Source organism: Peptoniphilus sp. HCN-40583 (assembly GCF_037892835.1).
GTDB classification, from domain to species: Bacteria; Bacillota; Clostridia; order Tissierellales; family Peptoniphilaceae; genus Aedoeadaptatus; species Aedoeadaptatus rachelemmaiella.
The window spans coordinates 1-15,828 of record NZ_JBBKBU010000001.1 but is presented as its reverse complement, the minus strand read 5'-3'; the positions used below and the strand labels follow the sequence as shown (position 1 = coordinate 15,828).

Annotated in this window: 16 protein-coding genes; 13 read left to right on the top strand and 3 right to left on the bottom strand. The window is 53.1% G+C overall.

Translation table 11 applies throughout. The features are described 5' to 3' along the window. Nucleotides 1–88 precede the first annotated feature (88 nt). From WKT05_RS00080 to WKT05_RS00065, 4 genes are read left to right on the top strand one after another with little or no spacing between them, the layout of a single operon-like run. Nucleotides 89–2,146: a heavy metal translocating P-type ATPase gene (locus WKT05_RS00080; protein ID WP_340412365.1), complete on the top strand. Its 2,058-nt coding sequence runs from the start codon at nucleotides 89–91 to the stop codon at nucleotides 2,144–2,146. 29 nt (nucleotides 2,147–2,175) lie between these two features. After that, a complete protein-coding gene (locus WKT05_RS00075) occupies nucleotides 2,176–3,069 on the top strand; it encodes a tetratricopeptide repeat protein (protein ID WP_340412364.1) in 894 nt (297 codons plus the stop codon). Further along, on the top strand, nucleotides 3,066–3,818 hold the full coding sequence (map, locus tag WKT05_RS00070; RefSeq protein WP_340412363.1) for a type I methionyl aminopeptidase: 753 nt from the start codon (nucleotides 3,066–3,068) through the stop codon (nucleotides 3,816–3,818). The genes WKT05_RS00075 and map overlap by 4 nt, the downstream gene beginning before the upstream one ends. Before the next feature lies 1 nt (nucleotide 3,819). Next, the gene (locus tag WKT05_RS00065) at nucleotides 3,820–4,422 is read left to right on the top strand and encodes a peptidylprolyl isomerase (RefSeq protein WP_215507233.1); all 603 of its coding nucleotides are present in this window, start codon (nucleotides 3,820–3,822) and stop codon (nucleotides 4,420–4,422) included. Nucleotides 4,423–4,476: 54 nt separating this feature from the next. Here WKT05_RS00065 and WKT05_RS00060 read toward each other — a convergent pair whose 3' ends face one another. The 3 genes from WKT05_RS00060 to WKT05_RS00050 are packed head-to-tail and all read right to left on the bottom strand — an operon-like array spanning nucleotide 4,477 to nucleotide 7,663. Then, nucleotides 4,477–5,349, bottom strand: a complete 873-nt coding sequence (locus WKT05_RS00060) for a DMT family transporter (protein ID WP_340412359.1) — start codon at nucleotides 5,347–5,349, stop codon at nucleotides 4,477–4,479. Nucleotides 5,350–5,361: 12 nt separating this feature from the next. Continuing rightward, a complete protein-coding gene (locus WKT05_RS00055; protein ID WP_340412357.1) occupies nucleotides 5,362–6,954 on the bottom strand; it encodes a hypothetical protein in 1,593 nt (530 codons plus the stop codon). Next, nucleotides 6,941–7,663, bottom strand: coding sequence for an ABC transporter ATP-binding protein (locus WKT05_RS00050; RefSeq protein ID WP_340412356.1), 723 nt, complete (start codon nucleotides 7,661–7,663; stop codon nucleotides 6,941–6,943). Before WKT05_RS00050 ends, WKT05_RS00055 begins: the two co-directional genes overlap by 14 nt. 133 nt (nucleotides 7,664–7,796) lie before the next feature. On the opposite strand from WKT05_RS00050, the gene WKT05_RS00045 reads away from it, so the two are divergent. The 9 genes from WKT05_RS00045 to WKT05_RS00005 all read left to right on the top strand — a co-directional run bounded on the left by WKT05_RS00045 (nucleotide 7,797) and on the right by WKT05_RS00005 (nucleotide 15,779). Then, nucleotides 7,797–8,384, top strand: a complete 588-nt coding sequence (locus tag WKT05_RS00045; protein ID WP_215507225.1) for a thymidine kinase — start codon at nucleotides 7,797–7,799, stop codon at nucleotides 8,382–8,384. Continuing rightward, on the top strand, nucleotides 8,381–9,301 hold the full coding sequence (locus WKT05_RS00040; RefSeq protein ID WP_340412350.1) for a carbohydrate kinase family protein: 921 nt from the start codon (nucleotides 8,381–8,383) through the stop codon (nucleotides 9,299–9,301). The genes WKT05_RS00045 and WKT05_RS00040 overlap by 4 nt, the downstream gene beginning before the upstream one ends. Further along, a complete protein-coding gene (locus tag WKT05_RS00035) occupies nucleotides 9,288–10,217 on the top strand; it encodes a pseudouridine-5'-phosphate glycosidase (RefSeq protein WP_340412349.1) in 930 nt (309 codons plus the stop codon). Before WKT05_RS00040 ends, WKT05_RS00035 begins: the two co-directional genes overlap by 14 nt. Nucleotides 10,218–10,335: 118 nt before the next feature. Further along, a complete protein-coding gene (locus WKT05_RS00030) occupies nucleotides 10,336–10,875 on the top strand; it encodes a helix-turn-helix domain-containing protein (RefSeq protein ID WP_340412347.1) in 540 nt (179 codons plus the stop codon). Nucleotides 10,876–10,888: 13 nt separating this feature from the next. Further along, the gene (gene potA, locus WKT05_RS00025) at nucleotides 10,889–11,923 is read left to right on the top strand and encodes a spermidine/putrescine ABC transporter ATP-binding protein (protein ID WP_340412345.1); all 1,035 of its coding nucleotides are present in this window, start codon (nucleotides 10,889–10,891) and stop codon (nucleotides 11,921–11,923) included. Then, a complete protein-coding gene (locus WKT05_RS00020) occupies nucleotides 11,920–12,753 on the top strand; it encodes an ABC transporter permease (protein ID WP_340412344.1) in 834 nt (277 codons plus the stop codon). Before potA ends, WKT05_RS00020 begins: the two co-directional genes overlap by 4 nt. Nucleotides 12,754–12,778: 25 nt before the next feature. Next, entirely contained in the window at nucleotides 12,779–13,522 is a 744-nt protein-coding gene (locus WKT05_RS00015; protein ID WP_340412479.1) for an ABC transporter permease, read from the top strand. A gap of 1 nt (nucleotide 13,523) precedes the next feature. Next, entirely contained in the window at nucleotides 13,524–14,561 is a 1,038-nt protein-coding gene (locus WKT05_RS00010; protein ID WP_340412342.1) for an ABC transporter substrate-binding protein, read from the top strand. A 30-nt stretch (nucleotides 14,562–14,591) separates the two neighbouring features. Continuing rightward, nucleotides 14,592–15,779, top strand: a complete 1,188-nt coding sequence (locus tag WKT05_RS00005; protein ID WP_340412341.1) for an NAD(P)/FAD-dependent oxidoreductase — start codon at nucleotides 14,592–14,594, stop codon at nucleotides 15,777–15,779. The last annotated feature ends 49 nt before the right edge of the window (nucleotides 15,780–15,828 follow it).

The following is a 15,828-nucleotide window of genomic DNA, read 5'->3' as shown; positions in this document are numbered from 1 at the left end:
CGAGGGGCGCTTCTTTTTTTGTTGACATCACAAGGGGAAGCAGGTACACTATACATGAGCAAGCAATCATGTAAATGGAGGTAAATATATGCGCACCTATGAATTAAAGAATTTAAATTGCGCCAACTGTGCGGCGAAAATCGAAGCCCGCGTCGGCGACTTGCCTCAGGTTGCGGAGGCGAAGCTGGATTTTATTTCCAAGCGTTTGGTAGTAGACGGCGGGATCTCGACACAAGAGCTGCAACAACTGGTGGACAGCATCGAAGACGGCGTCGTGGTCGTGGAAAAAAATCCCGGCAAAAAAATAGACGAAGAAGATGAAGAGGGCAGCCTGAAAAAAGAACTCTTCTCCATTGCAAGCGCCATTATGGCGGCGCTTTTGGTGCAATTCGTCTATAAAGGCCGCTTTCAAACGGCTTTGTGGGGGATTCTTTTAATCGCCGCCGGCTTCGATATTTTTAAGAATGCCATCAAGGGCATAAAAAATGGCGAAGCCTTCGACGAAAATCTTTTAATGAGCGTGGCCGCCATTGCCGCCTTTTACATCGGTGAACATGGAGAAGCCCTGGGCGTTCTCTTGTTCTACCGCCTTGGCGAAGCCCTGCAAGACTACGCCCTGGATCGCGCCACGGACTCCGTGGAAAGCCTCCTGGCCCGCGATGAAGACACGGCCCATGTGGAAAGAGAAGGCGAACTCATCGAAGTCGCGGCGGAAGAGGTCGTCGTCGGCGATGTGATCGTGCTCCGCGCCGGAGACACCTTGGCCGCCGACGGTGTAGTGGCTGAAGGCGAAGGCCACATTTCCAATCAACACATGACCGGGGAATCCACCCCGATTTTGGCCAATGAAAGCGCCCAACTTATGGCCGGTGCCATCGCCTTAGACGGCGCCTTTAAGGTGCGGGTCACGAAAGTGGCCGGCGAATCCACCATGGCGAAGATACAAGGCCTGGTAGCCGACGCCCGACTGAATAAAGGCAAGACCGAAGCCTGGATCACTCGCTTTGCCTCCATCTATACCCCGGTGGTGGTGGCCCTGGCTGTACTCGTTGCCATTGTACCGCCCCTGGCCTTTTCCGGCGAGTGGAACACGTGGATCTACAAAGCCTGTGCCTTTTTAATCATCTCCTGCCCCTGCGCCTTGGTGCTTTCCGTGCCCCTGAGTATGTTTGCCGGCGTGGGCCGTGCATCGAAAGACGGCATGTTTATTAAAGGCTCCACGTCTCTGGAAGCCTTGGCCGAAGCCGATGCCATTGCCTTTGACAAAACCGGCACCCTCACCGACGGAAAATTTACTTTGGCACAAGTAGACGTTTTAAAAGGCACGGAAGAAAACCTCCTCGCCTTGGCCGCCACAGCGGAACAATACTCCAATCACCCCATCGCCCGCTCCATTCTAGAAAAAGCGAAGCCCATGGGTAATCCCGGAGACTACCGTGAACTTTCGGGCAAGGGCATTGCCTGCACCGTGAACGGGAAAGCCCTCGCCGTCGGCAACGAAGCCATGCTGAAAGAACTGGGCGTAGAAAATGCCCTCGACAGCATTCCCATGACCTCCGTTTACGTTGTGGAAGCGGGCGAGCTTCTGGGACGCATCGCCTTTGCCGATTCCGTAAAGCCCGGCGTGAAAGAGGCGCTGAGGAAATTAAAGGCCTTCTTAAAAACCTACCTCTTCTCCGGCGACAAAAAAGAATTGGTTCAAGCCGTCGGCGATGAACTGGGCATCGACGAAAGCGTCGGCGGCCTTCTTCCCGGCGAAAAGGTGGAAGCGCTGGATCGTGCCCTGGCACGAAAAGAAAAAGTCGTCTACGTCGGCGACGGCATCAACGACGCCCCGGTTCTCGCCAAAAGCGATGTGGGCATCGCTATGGGCACCGGCGGATCGGACATGGCCATCGAAACTGCCGACGTGGTCATCTTAGGCGACGACATCGGCCGCATTCCCTTCCTCTTCGATTTGTCCAAACAAACCAGAAAAATTTGCTACGGCAACATCGCCTTTGCGCTCATCGTCAAAGTCCTCGTCGTGGTATTAAACATGATGAACATCGGCAACTTGTGGTTTGCTGTCTTCGCCGACGTGGGCGTATCCTTGATCTGTGTGGTCATTGCCATGAGCCTTTTGAAATACAAGGGACGAAGCTAACTGTGGTATAATACCATCGGGAGGCGACGATGGTAGATAAATGGAAAAATTATCAGATCTTAGCGAAAGATTTTCTTGATGCAGGCGACAACAAAGAAGCGTTAAATGCCTATTTAAAGGCAGTGGACTTTGCGCCGAACAAGGAAGCCTTGGCCGATGTGTACTTTTCAATTGCCGATCTCTATTGGCAGGAAAACAAAAAGACACAGGCCGCAAAGTATTACCGCAAGATTCTGCGCCTAGGCGAGTATGCCGGCGCGGAATACGGCTTAGGTGTTTTCGCACAAGAAGAAGGCGACATTGTGGAAGCGGTGGGCCATTTCGAATACGCGCTGATGATCGACCCCGATTACGAAAGCGCCTGCTACGAACTGGCCCTTTTAAACGACCGAATCGGCTACAAAGATCGCGCCCTGGAACTTTTCGAGCGCTGCGCCCGATTGGTTCCCGAAAACGGCGTGGTCTATTCCGACATGGCCTCCATTTACGAGGAGCGAAAAGACTATAAAAAAGCCCTGGCCCTGGCGAAAAAAGCCGTGGCCCTGTCCCCGGCTTACAGCATCGGCTATTATAATCTGGGGGTTATCTACCAAAAAACCTTTAAAAACAACGAGGCCCTGGCCGCCTACGAAGAGGCCTTGGCCCTGGACGAAAACTATGCGCCGACTTATCTCAATATGTCGGCCATTTACTTGCGCATGAAATCACCTGAAAAAGCCATCGCCATTTTAACCCAAGGCATCGACAAAAACCTAAACAGCGTCAATTTATACTATAATCGCGCATGCAGCCATATCCGGCTGGGAGAAAAAGCGGCGGCGATTCGGGATTTAGAGCGTGCCATCGCCATTAATCCCCACGCGAAATTGTGGGCGTCGAGAGATGTGGATTTAAAAGACATCGTTCGGGAGGTAAAAGATTGATAATTATTAAAACCGAAAAAGAAATCGAAAAAATGCAAATAGCGGCGGATCTCTTGATCCAAGTGCACCGCGCCCTCAGAGACGAAGTGAAGCCCGGGGTCAGTACCCTGGAGCTGGACCGCTTCGTAGAAAAATTTATTACCGATCGGGGCGGCTATCCGGAACAAAAAGGCTATCAGGGCTTTCCCTTCAGCATTTGCGCCTCGGTCAACGACGAAATCTGCCACGGCTTTCCAAGCGAGCGAAAGCTGAAAGACGGCGATCTCTTGACCATCGACATGGTGGTCAATGTAGACGGCTACCTGGCCGATTCCGCCTGGAGCTACGCCGTGGGCAATTTAAGCGACGAAGGCAAAAAACTCATGACCGTCACCAAAGAATGTTTGTATAAGGCCATCGACATCGTAAAGCCCGGCACCCGCCTCGGCGACATCGGGCACATCATACAAACCCACGCCGAAGCCAACGGCTTTTCCGTGGTGCGGGATTTCGTCGGCCACGGCATCGGCAAAGAAATGCACGAAGATCCCCAAGTCCTTCACTACGGCAAGCCCAATCGAGGCCTGCGCCTGGAAGAAGGCATGGTCTTTACCATCGAGCCCATGATCAATGCCGGCGATTGGCCCATTGCCATGGACAAAAACGGCTGGACCGCCCGCACCCGCGACGGCTCCCTGTCCTGCCAATACGAACACACCCTGGCGGTGACAAAAGACGGCGTCATCGTCCTCACCGAACAAGGAGACTAATATGCTAAAACAATTAGAAGCGCCGAAAACCGGCGACACCATGGTGAAACTCATCACCACCCTTGGCGACATCACCCTGCGCCTTTTTCCCGACGCGGCGCCGAAAGCCGTAGAAAACTTCACCACCCTCGTGGATCGAGGCTACTACGACGGCATTATTTTTCACCGCGTCATCGACGACTTCATGATTCAAGGCGGCGATCCAACCGGCACCGGCCGCGGCGGCGAGAGTATTTGGGGCAAGGGCTTCGAAGACGAATGCACCCCCGACTACCGAAACCTCGTCGGTGCCCTTTCCATGGCCAATGCCGGCCCCAACACCAACGGCAGCCAATTCTTCATCGTTCAGGGCCCGGCCGTGAGCGACGACATCCTCCGCCAAATGGAAGATGCCGGCGAACGATACGGCTACACCGCCGATGTCATCGACGGCTACAAAAGCTGCGGCGGGGCCTTCTGGCTCGACGGCAAACACACCGTCTTCGGCCAAGTGGTGGAAGGCATGGATGTGGTTCATGCCATCGCCAAGGTGGAAAAAAACTCCATGGACAAGCCCACGGAAGACGTGGTGATCCAACGGGCAAACACCTTTATTTACGAATAAAAAAACCGGGCCCGAAGGTCCGGCGAAGCAAACGGCAGCGGCTGTTTGCTTTTTTTATTGCAGTTGTTTCTTTTTTCTGCTCTCCATTAGGATGGGTACGGTAAGGCCAATGACGATGCAGAGAATGCCCGCCATTTTATAACTCGAGAGGGTTTCGCCCAGTAGGGTCACTCCCATGATGGTGGCGCACATGGGGTTCAGGGCGCAGAACATGCCGGCCCGCTCCGGGGTGGTGTGTCGTTGGGCCACGGGCTGAAGGGTAAAGCCGAAGCCGGTGCAGACGACGGCCAACATTAGGACGACGCCCCATTCCACATGATTTTCCGGCCAGCGTGGCGTTTCCGCAAGGAAGGCGGCGAGGGTGGAGAGGATAAAGATCCACAGTATTTGCAAAAAGCCCAGATGAAAGGGATCGTCTTCTTCGGCGAAGCGGGCGGTGAGCAGAATGACGATGGCGTAGCTCAGTGCCGCCGACAGGGCGAAGATTTCGCCGCGGGTCAGGGCAAATCCGCCGGGGGTGTAGGTTAAAAAGCCGACGCCTATGATGGTAATGATCACGCCGAGGATGGCCGCCTTTGTCGGCAGGGTGCGTGTGGTGACGGCGATTAAAAGGGGAACGAGAACGATGGAGGTGTTTTCCAAAAAGGACACGGTGGAGGAGGGGGATGTCTTTAGGGCCATAAATTCAAAGGCCATAAGGGCGAAGAAAACCACGCCTAAGATCGTGCCGTGAATCAGGGTGCTTCTCTTCATGGGATGGAGCCGCTTGTGAAACAAAAGGGCCAAGAGGATCACGGCGACGAAGAAGCGGACGGCCAGAAGGTTAAACACGCCCAGCCCCTCCATGCCGATTTTAATGAAGTAGTAGCTCGTGGCCCGGGCGATGATGACGGCGGCCAGGAGAATGGATGCACTTTTTTCGCTCATGATTTACTCCTTCTACTGATGGTAGACGGTCATGTCTCGGGTGAGGAAATAGAGCACCACATTGCCCGCCACAAAAATGGCGGTGAGCAGAGCGGCGTAGAGAAGGGGCGCCTTGGTCATGACGCCGACGCCGATGAGTAAAATGGCGAAGCTCACCAAAAGGCTCCCGAGGCCGGAGAAGAAGGATTGTTTTGAATTTTTTGCCAGCTCTTGGGGGTTGGTCCAGTTGTAATTGGCGAATTTCCAGTCGAAGAATAGGGAGATGCCGTTGATTAACAGGGCGTAACTCAGTGGGCCCAAAAGGTAAAATGGCAGGTAGGCAGCATCCGGGCGCAAATTCACAAGAACGAGGAGCCAGGTGATCACATAGGCGGGGGCGATGAGGCTCGCCGCCATAAGGAGTTTGCCGAGAAATACCGACTGCCCCTTTAAGGGAAGGGTGTAGGTGTTGTAACCGCTAATGCCTTCCAGGGAAAAGCCGAAGCCGGAGAGGTTCATCATCCCGCCGAGGCCGGTGAGAATTAAAAAGATCGCCGCATCGGGGGAGACGAAGGGTTGGTTGTTTAAAAAGTCGAGAAACATTTCTTTCACGGCGGGCACGAAGAGAATGGCCGCGAGAATCACGGGAAGAACCGTGCCGAAGAAGGTGTTAAAGGCTACGGCGCTGTTGGAGAAAAAGAGGCGCCGTTCTTTGCGAATGAGGGCGGCGTATTTTCTGCGCACCTTGTAGTCGCCCTCTTTCACCGCCTTCATCGTGGCTCGAGGGGCCAAGTTTTCCCCGATGGTGTAGAAGTTTTTCGCCGTGTAGTTGAGAAAGGCCCAATACACGAGCCCCGTCACGAGAACGAAGAGGGGGATGAGCCACAGATGGTGATTGAGTGCGTAAGAAACGGGGCGAGCCGCCGCGGGCAGGCGATTGTAAAAGCCCAGGAAGACGACGAGGTCTTTGTAGTCCCGGGCCAATTCCGTGTAAAAGCCCACCATAAAGGCGACGAAGAGGATGAAGCCGAGAAAAGTTTTCACACCTTTTGACAGGCGAAGGCGATTGTTGCCCTTCGCAAGAATGATGCGTAAAAAGCAGCCCACACATTCGCCCAGTTGATTGGCGCAGAAAAATACCACGAGGACGAGAAGGGCCTTCATCACTGAGCCTGTCGCCGCGTAAGTGAGAATCATGGAAGGCAGGGTAAAGGCCAAGATCAAGGGCAGGCTGAACACCGCCGGTCCCGTGTTTTTCGAAAGAAGGAGGAGCCGCGTATCCACGGGCAGGCTCCACAAAGTGGACTGATCGAAGTCGTTGAAGTAGGTATTGCGAATTTGAATCAAGGCGATGATCAGGCTGGCGAGGAAAAACACCAGGGCCATGACGTCCATGGCGGAAAGAATTCCCGCATCGTTTAAGATTTCCGCCACGGAAAAAGCTGCGCTTTTCGAATCCAGAGTTGCCGTGGAGGCAAAGATTGGCAGGAGTCCGCCGAGCCAAAAGTAGCCCCAAAGGGAGAGGAGGTAGATAAAAATGCCGAATCCCTTTTTCTTTTTCCCTTGGGTGAATTGATTGAAGGTGCGCTTTCGTTCCAGCCGATTTAAAAGCTTAAGCTTGTTCATGGTCCTGCATCCTTTCCATGAACAGATCTTCCAAGCTGCCCTTTTGAAGCACGTCTTCTGTGGGCCCGAAAAAGACCAAATGCCCCTCCCGAATAATGGCCACTTTGTTGCACAATTTTTCCGCCACTTCCAAGACGTGGGTGGAGAAGAGAATGGTGGTGCCTTTTTCCGCCGCCATTTTCTTAAAAGTTTCCCGAATGGATTTTGTGGCCATGGGATCTAGGCCCACGAAGGGCTCGTCAAGGACGATGAGCTTGGGGTCGTGGATCAAGGCGGCGATGAGGGCGAGCTTTTGCTGCATGCCGTGGCTGTAATTGTCGATGCTCTCGCCTAAGCGGTCGCGAATGGCGAAGAGATCGGCGTAGTATTCGATGCGGTCTCTGCGGGTTTCGTAATCCAGCTCAAAAATATCGGCGATGAAATTTAAATACTCGATGCCTCGCATAAATTTGTAAAGCTCCGGATTGTCCGGCACGTAGCTGTAAAGTTTTTTCGCTTCCAGGGGCTCTTTCTCAATGTCGTGGCCGCCGATGAAAATCTTGCCGCCGTCGAAGGGAATGAGGCCCAGAGCGGATTTAATGGTGGTGGTTTTCCCGGCGCCGTTGGATCCGATAAAGGCGCAAATGTCTCCGGGATCCAATTCAAAACTCACGTCGTGGAGAATTTGTTTCTTGCCGTAATATTTGATTAAATGCTGAATTTGAAGCATAGAACCTCCTTTGAATGAGAAATTTTCTATTTCCAGAATATAGTATGGGGCTCGTGTTTGCAACAAAAGATGGGAGGCAGGCGGTGATTTATTCGGCGAAAATTGTGTTATAATTTTCTTCGAGGAGGAAGCCATGCATCAGTACAGGGGACGATTAATTTTACATACGGGGAGTATGTTTTCGGGAAAGACATCGAGTTTGGAGCGGGAAGTGAAGCGCTTTCGCATCGCCGGCTACAACACGCTGGTGTTAAAGCCCACGCTGGATACCCGCTTTATCCACTCCGCCATTACGAGCCACGACAACACATCGCTTGAAGCCGTGGTGGTGGAAGACATCGCCGGGGTATTGGAAGCGGCGGCGGAGCACAAGGCCGACGTGGTGGCCATCGACGAGGTGCAGTTTTTAGGCGGCGAGACCGAAGGGATTCTCTCGGCCTTCGACACCCTTTTAGACGAGGGGAAGACCGTGGTCTGCGCGGGGCTCGACATGGATTACGAGGCCCATCCCTTTGAGATCGTAAAAGAAATTATGGCCGTGGCCGATTACGTGGAAAAGCACCACGCCGTCTGCGCCCACTGCGGCAGCGACGCCTGGGTGAGCCATCGCACCACCGGGGAAGGGGGCCGGGTGGTCATCGGCGCTACGGAAAGTTATGAGCCGCTGTGCCGTGCCTGCTTTAAGCGGATACAAAACCGCGGCGAAAGGGGGAGAAAATGAGTGAGAAATACGTCGTGGTCTTTGGCGGCTGCAATGTAGACATTAGCGGAAGGCCCTACGAGCATTTGGATCTTCACGATTCCAATCCCGGCGCCGTGGAATTAAGCCCCGGTGGCGTAGGCAGAAACATCGCCGCCACCGTGGCCCGCCTGGGCATAAAAACGGAGCTGGTGACGGCCTTCGGCGACGACGACAAGAAGGCCATGATCCTGGCCCGCGCGCCGGAAAATTTATCCTTCGACCACGCTTTTACATTTGAAGGGGCATCGACCGGAAGCTATTTGGTGCTTTTGGATCAGGCCGGCGAAATGCACGCAGCGGTAAACGACATGGCGGTGATGGAAAAGATCACCCCCGAAAAAATACAGGCGCGGCGCAAGGTGGCCGAAGGGGCAACCTACGTCGTCGTGGATGCCAATTTGCGGGAAGACACCTTGTCGGAGATTTTCGCCTGGAACATAAAGGCCGTGGTGGACGGGGTAAGCGCCGTGAAGGTGAAAAAATTTGCCCCTTTCTTAAATCGGATTCATGTGTTAAAATGTAACATTCTGGAAGCGCAGGTGTTAAGCGGCCGGGGAAGCGACGCTGTCGCCACCCAGGGCGCCGCTTTACGAAGCATGGGCGTGGAAAATGTGGTGATTACGGCGGGAGCCGACGGCGCCTATTTGTTTAAAGACGAGGAAATGATCCACTACACCACGAGCCCCATGAGCATTCGGGGAGCCACCGGCGCCGGGGATGCCTTTTGCGCCATGTTGACGGCAGAGATGGTAAAAGGTAAAAAGATTGACCATGCCGTCGTCGGTGCCATGGCCGCATCACGCATGGTGCTGAAGCGCGATCAAAGTGAACTTCCTTTCTTTGATGCAAAAGAATGGGAAAAAGAGAAAAAGGAGATTCATTATGAAGGAAAATAATTTAAAACAGTACATGGACATCGCCCCGGAAGTACAAAAGGCATTGGATGAAAACAAGCCCGTGGTAGCACTGGAATCCACCATCATCTCCCACGGCATGCCCTATCCGAAAAATGTGGAAATGGCCAAGCACTGCGAAGCCATTTTAAGAGAGGCAGGCGTCACCCCGGCTACGACAGCCATTATCGGCGGCCGCATTAAAGTGGGCCTCTCCGAAGACGAAATCGAATTTATGGCCACCTCCGACGCCATCGTGAAGAGCTCCACCCGCGACTACGCTCACATCGTCGCTGAAGGGAAAAACGGCGCCACCACCGTGGCAACTTCCGTGTTGACGGCGCGCCTCGCCGGCATTCCCATTCTCGTTACAGGCGGCATCGGCGGCGTGCACCGCGGCGCGGAAACCACCATGGATATTTCCCGCGACCTGCAGGAAATTGCGAACACGGACATCGCCGTGGTCTGCGCCGGTTGCAAATCCATTTTGGACATCGGCCTCACATTGGAATACCTGGAAACCTTCGGCGTGCCGGTGATCGGCTACGAAACGGAAGAAATGCCCGCCTTCTTCACTCGCCGAAGCGGCCACAAATTGGATTACCGTTACGACGATCCCGCGGCCATTGCCAAGCTCATGAAGACGAAATGGGATTTAGGCATCGACGGCGGCATTGTCGTGGCCAACCCCATTCCCGAAGCCGACGCCATGGACGAAGATACCATTAACGCCGCCATCGAAAAGGCCCTCGCCGATGCGGAAAAAGAAGGCATCTTCGGCAAAGCCTCTACGCCCTTCTTGCTTCAACGAGTGCTGGAAGTCACCGGCGGCAGTAGTTTGGAAGCGAACATCGCCTTGGTTTACAACAACACGAAATTGGGCGCGGCCATCGCCAAAGCCTACAGCGAAAACAAGTAAACGAAATTGCTCGCCATGTGCGGGCTTTTTTATTGGGCGAATCTATTGACCGAAGGAAAGGTGACGTTTATAATACGATTATTGTTTAGTAAATTAAGTTTAAAGTTTAGTGGTGATTATGAGCATCGGACAAAAAATTCGTCGTCTCAGGCAGGTGCAGCAGCTCACCCAAGAAGAGCTGGCTCAACGAAGCGAGCTTACCAAGGGATTTATTTCCCAGGTGGAGCGAGATCTCACCAGCCCCTCTGTGGCGACATTTATGGATATTTTAGAAGCACTGGGCGTCTCTCCGGAGGCTTTTTTCAAAGACGAGGAAGAGACGCAAATCGTCTTTTCCGAAGAAGACGCCTTTACCTTTGAAGACGACGCGGCGGGCTACGGCGTGGATTACATCGTGCCCAACGCGCAGAAAAATGCCATGGAGCCCACCCTGTGGCGCATCGCGCCCATGGGTTCGTCGAAAGTTCTCGCGCCCTTCGAGGGCGAATTTTTCGCCTATGTCTTATCCGGGCGATTGGATTTTTGTCGAGGCGACGATGTGTTTTCCGTGGAAGAAAAAGATACGATTTACGCCGCCGGCGATGCCCCCTGTTTTTTCAGGAATCTGTCGTCTGAGGAAGCGACGGTCCTTTGGGTGAGTAACCCGCCGAATTTTTAGGAGGTGACAGGGAATGCAATTAATTGAAATTAAAAACATGAAGAAATCCTTCGACGATACCCGGGTGCTTGACGGCATCGATTTAAGCGTAAGGGACGGCGAGTTTTTAACCCTTCTCGGGCCCAGTGGCTGCGGGAAGACCACCCTTTTAAGAATCATCGCGGGCTTTGAGGAGCCCGATGAAGGGTCGCTTCTCTTTAACGGCAAAGACATGCTTCGAATCAAGCATTACGAGCGGCCGGTGAACACGGTGTTTCAAAAATACGCCCTGTTTCCTCATTTAAATGTTTACGACAATGTGGCCTTCGGTTTGAAGCTGAAGAAAATGCCGAAATCAACCATCGACAATCGCGTCCTCGAAATGCTGGAATTAGTGAATCTGCCCCACGTGGCCACGCGAAACATTCAGTCCCTTTCCGGGGGCCAGCAACAGCGCATCGCCATTGCCCGGGCCTTAGTGAACGACCCGAAGATTCTCCTTTTGGACGAGCCCTTAGGCGCCTTGGATTTGAAGCTGAGAAAGCAGATGCAATTTGAGCTGAAGCGGATTCAGGAACAGGTAGGCATTACGTTCATCTACGTCACCCACGATCAGGAAGAAGCCCTGAGCATGAGTGACACGGTGGTGGTCATGAAAGACGGCGCCATTCAACAAATCGGCACGCCCACGGACATTTACAACGAGCCGGAAAATGCCTTCGTGGCCAATTTTATCGGCGAGAGCAACATTATTCGGGGCCGCTTCGTGAAAGACAAAGTGGTGTCCTTCTACGGCAGGGAATTTCAATGCGTGGATAAGGGCTTCGAAGAAAATGCGCCGGTGCAAATCGTCATACGGCCGGAAGATGTGGAATTAAAGGCGGGCCGCGACGATCTCCTGCAGGGCACGGTCACTTCCATCGTCTTTAAAGGCGTGCACTACGAAATGATTTTAGAGGTCCACGGCGAGAAGTGGATGGTTCAATCCACCGTGGCGCGGGAGCCCGGCGCCGTGGTAGGCATTGATGTGGCGCCGGATAATTTCCACGTCATGGAGGCCGAAGCATGAGGCGCTACGCATCGGCTTATATTTTCTGGGCCGTATTATTTATCGTCCTGCCCTTGCTCTTGGTTTTGTTTATGAGCTTTAACGGCGCGGGCACCATGAACATGGGGGAATACCGCTTTTCCACGGCCCAATTCGCCCGTTTCTTTCAGCCCCTTTACCTGAGGATTCTGTGGCGTTCCGTGGTCTTGGCCACCTTGTCTACGGCGGCCTGCCTCTTGGTGGGCTACCCGGCGGCCTACGCCATCTCAAGCACCAAGCCCAAGACGAGCTCCATGCTGATTCTCCTCTTCGTCATTCCCATGTGGATGAATTTTCTCTTGAGGACCTACGCGTGGATCACCCTTCTCGGGCGAAACGGCGTCTTAAACAAAGCCTTTCACCTTCTCGGCCTGGGGCCCTTCGATATGATGTACAATCAGGGCGCCATCCTCATGGGGATGATCTACAACTTTCTTCCCTTTATGGTGCTGCCTATTTACACGATTTTACAGAAAATGGATCGCTCCTATTTGGAAGCGGCACAGGATCTCGGTGCCGGTCCGGCCACGGCCTTTTTAAAAGTCACCTTGCCCCTGTCCATGCCCGGCATCTACAGCGGCATCTTAATGTGCTTTATTCCGGCTCTGTCCACCTTTGTCATCTCCTCCCTTCTCGGGGGAAATAAGTATTACCTGGTGGGCAATATTATCGAACAACAATTCCGCCTCACGGGCAATTGGGCCTTCGGCTCCGCCATTGCCGTGGTGCTCATCGCTATTTTGCTTATTATGCTCGTCGTCTTTCGCCTCGTAGGCGAAAAGCGCCCGAAAGGAGGTCGCCGTGGGAAATAAAATCAGAAACGCCTACTTGGGGCTTATGCTTTTATTTTTGTATCTGCCCATTGTGGTGCTTATCGTCTTCAGCTTTAACGACACGAAACTGCGCGGCGTGTGGGCGGGCTTTACCACCCATTGGTATACGGATTTATTTTCCGACCCCATTATCTTAAAAAGCTTTTATACCACAATCTTGGTGGCTGTCGTGGCCACGGCGATCTCCACCGTGGTGGGCACCCTGTCCGCCATCGGCATACGGGCCTTTTCCAAGCGGAGTCAGGCCGTGATTTTAAACATCAACTACCTGCCCGTCTTAAATCCCGACATCGTCACCGCCATCGCCCTCATGAGTCTCTTCGGCTTTTTGGCCATGGAACAGGGGCTTTTGACCATGATTCTGTCCCACATCGTCTTTTGCCTTCCCTACGTGATTCTTTCCGTGTTGCCGAAATTGGATCAGCTGGACAAAAACACCGTGGAAGCCGCCTACGATTTAGGCGCAAAAACACCGGAAGTGCTGCGTTACGTCATCGTGCCCCAAATCAAACCGGGCATCGCCACCGGCGCCCTCATGGCCTTCACCCTGTCCATCGACGACTTTATTATTTCCTTTTTCACCACGGGGCAAGGCGTGAGCAATTTGTCCATCACCCTGTATTCCATGGCGAAAACCGGGATCAATCCCTCCATGAATGCCTTGTCTACCCTGCTTTTTGCGGCGGTGCTGGCGCTCTTGCTCCTGTTAAACAAGCGGGACATCGACCTGGTGGATTTCGAGGTGTAATATGAAGCGACTATCGATTTTTATTTTAGTGGCGATGTTCTTTCTTACGGCCTGCGGAAAAACAGGGAGCAGCAAAGAGACCATCCACGTCTACAACTGGGGCGACTATATGGACATGGCCACGATCCGTGCCTTCGAAAAAGAAACGGGGATCAAGGTCATCTACGACACCTTCGCCTCCAACGAAGACTTGTATGTGAAGCTGAAAAAATCCAACGACCCCTACGACGTCATCGTGCCGTCGGAATACATGGTGGAGCGGATGATTCGCGAAGACATGCTCCTGCCCTTGGACTACGATCAAATCCCCAACATGAAAAAGCTGGACAAGCGGATTCTAAACATGGATTACGATCCCGGGAACAAATACAGCGTGCCCTATTTCTGGGGGACTTTGGGCATCGTGGTGAACCGCGATTATGTAAAAGAGCCCGTGGATTCTTGGAGTGCTTTGTGGGATAAGAAATACAAAAACGAAATCATCATGTATAATTCCCAGCGGGATTCCATCGCCATTGCCCTGAAATATTTGGGCTATTCCATGAACAGCCGCTCCATGAAAGAGCTGGAAGAGGCGAAGGAAGCTTTAATCGCGCAAAAACCCTTGGTCTACGCTTATCTCGCCGACGAAGGCCGAGACGTCATGAGCCAGGGCGATGCGTCCCTTTCCGTTATGTACTCCGGCGATGCGGCCATGATGCGCCAAGAAAATAAATCCTTGGAATACATTATACCGAAAGAGGGTACAAATATATGGTACGATTCCTTTGCGGTTCCCAAGCAATCGAAAAACCCGAAGGGAGCCATGGCATTTATTAATTTCATGTCCCGACCGGACATTGCGGCACAAAATGCGACCCACAATGTGGGATTTGCCACGCCCATTCCCGAAGCCATCGCCTTGCTGCCCAAGGCACTTCGAGAAGACCCCGTGGCCTATCCGGACTTCGATCGTCTGCCACCCTTAGAGGTGTATCGGGACCTACACGATTTTGTAGAAGTGTATGATAGAATATGGACGGAAGTCACGGCAAGGTAAGCGGGCAGTGAATAGAGGAGGATAAAAGGATTGAAAACATATAAATACATCATCATCGGCGGCGGCATTGCCGGCGTCACGGCGGCTAAAGAAATCAGAAAACACGACAAAGAAGGCAGCTTGATCCTTTTGGGTAACGAAAAGGAACAGCCCTATTTTCGCATTCAACTTACGGATCTTTTAGGGGAGGATGCCCCGGAAGTCCCCTATTTAGATAAAGAAGGTTGGGCGGAAAAAATCGGCATCGACGTCAATGTTGACGGCGAAGCGGCAGCGGTGGATTTCGACGCCATGACCGTGACCTTCGCCGACGGCGAAATAATCCAAGGGGAGAAGATTCTCCTGGCAAACGGCAGCCATGCCAATCGACCGCCCTTTAAAAACAATCAACTAAAGGGCATCTTTACCCTAAGAAACTGGCAAGATTTAACGGCGATTCACAGCTACATTAAAAGCTTTAAAGACACGAAGCACATCGCTGTCATCGGCGGCGGCCTTTTGGGTCTTGAAGCGGCCAACAGCCTGAAACAAAGCGGACACGTCGTCGCCATCATTAACCGCAGTGAATACCTGCTCTCCAACCAATTGGATCGGGAGCTGGGGATGATGCTCAACGAAGAAATGAAAGATTTAGGCTTTATGGTCTATAATGAAAAAGACACCAAAGCCTTTATCGGCGAAGACGCAGTACGCGGCATCGAATTCGACGACGGCACGACCGCGGACATCGACATGGTACTAATTTCCGTCGGCGTCAGCCCGAACACGGAACTATTTAAGGACACAGGCCTGGAAGTAAACAGGGGCGTTGTCGTAGACAATCACCTCCTGACCAACAAGGCTAATGTCTGGGCCGCAGGGGATGTGGCGGAAGTGGAAGGCCGCGTGCTTGGCATTTGGCCCGCTTCCCGTGCCATGGGCAAAGCGGCCGGCATCAACATGGCCGGCGGCGAGGAAACCTACGAAAATCCGAAAGCCTATACGAAACTGGATTTAGACACGATCCAAATCTTCTCCGCCGGAAAAATCGGCGAAGGCGACGTCTACTTCTACGACGAAGGCGACGAACACCATCGCCTCTACGCAAAAGAAGGCAAAGTCACCGGCGCAGTACTCTACGGCGACACGAAAGCCATGAGCACCTACCGCAAATTGGTGGAGGCCAACGCGCCCATCGAAGAAGCATTGGACAGCGTGTATCCCTTTAAAAAGCGATAAGAAATAAAAAAATCCCCTTTCGGGGATAAAGCTCGGCCTTTGCCGAGCT

What these genes read in the sequence shown, in the direction of transcription:
- WKT05_RS00045 (WP_215507225.1), top strand. Translation starts at nt 7,797, where the DNA reads ATGCATCAGTACAGGGGACGATTAATTTTACATACGGGGAGTATGTTT.
- WKT05_RS00020 (WP_340412344.1), top strand. Translation starts at nt 11,920, where the DNA reads ATGAGGCGCTACGCATCGGCTTATATTTTCTGGGCCGTATTATTTATC.
- WKT05_RS00050 (WP_340412356.1), bottom strand. Translation starts at nt 7,663, where the DNA reads ATGCTTCAAATTCAGCATTTAATCAAATATTACGGCAAGAAACAAATT.
- WKT05_RS00075 (WP_340412364.1), top strand. Translation starts at nt 2,176, where the DNA reads ATGGTAGATAAATGGAAAAATTATCAGATCTTAGCGAAAGATTTTCTT.
- WKT05_RS00065 (WP_215507233.1), top strand. Translation starts at nt 3,820, where the DNA reads ATGCTAAAACAATTAGAAGCGCCGAAAACCGGCGACACCATGGTGAAA.
- WKT05_RS00040 (WP_340412350.1), top strand. Translation starts at nt 8,381, where the DNA reads ATGAGTGAGAAATACGTCGTGGTCTTTGGCGGCTGCAATGTAGACATT.
- WKT05_RS00060 (WP_340412359.1), bottom strand. Translation starts at nt 5,349, where the DNA reads ATGAGCGAAAAAAGTGCATCCATTCTCCTGGCCGCCGTCATCATCGCC.
- WKT05_RS00055 (WP_340412357.1), bottom strand. Translation starts at nt 6,954, where the DNA reads ATGAACAAGCTTAAGCTTTTAAATCGGCTGGAACGAAAGCGCACCTTC.
- potA (WP_340412345.1), top strand. Translation starts at nt 10,889, where the DNA reads ATGCAATTAATTGAAATTAAAAACATGAAGAAATCCTTCGACGATACC.
- WKT05_RS00015 (WP_340412479.1), top strand. Translation starts at nt 12,779, where the DNA reads ATGCTTTTATTTTTGTATCTGCCCATTGTGGTGCTTATCGTCTTCAGC.
- WKT05_RS00030 (WP_340412347.1), top strand. Translation starts at nt 10,336, where the DNA reads ATGAGCATCGGACAAAAAATTCGTCGTCTCAGGCAGGTGCAGCAGCTC.
- WKT05_RS00010 (WP_340412342.1), top strand. Translation starts at nt 13,524, where the DNA reads ATGAAGCGACTATCGATTTTTATTTTAGTGGCGATGTTCTTTCTTACG.
- WKT05_RS00035 (WP_340412349.1), top strand. Translation starts at nt 9,288, where the DNA reads ATGAAGGAAAATAATTTAAAACAGTACATGGACATCGCCCCGGAAGTA.
- WKT05_RS00080 (WP_340412365.1), top strand. Translation starts at nt 89, where the DNA reads ATGCGCACCTATGAATTAAAGAATTTAAATTGCGCCAACTGTGCGGCG.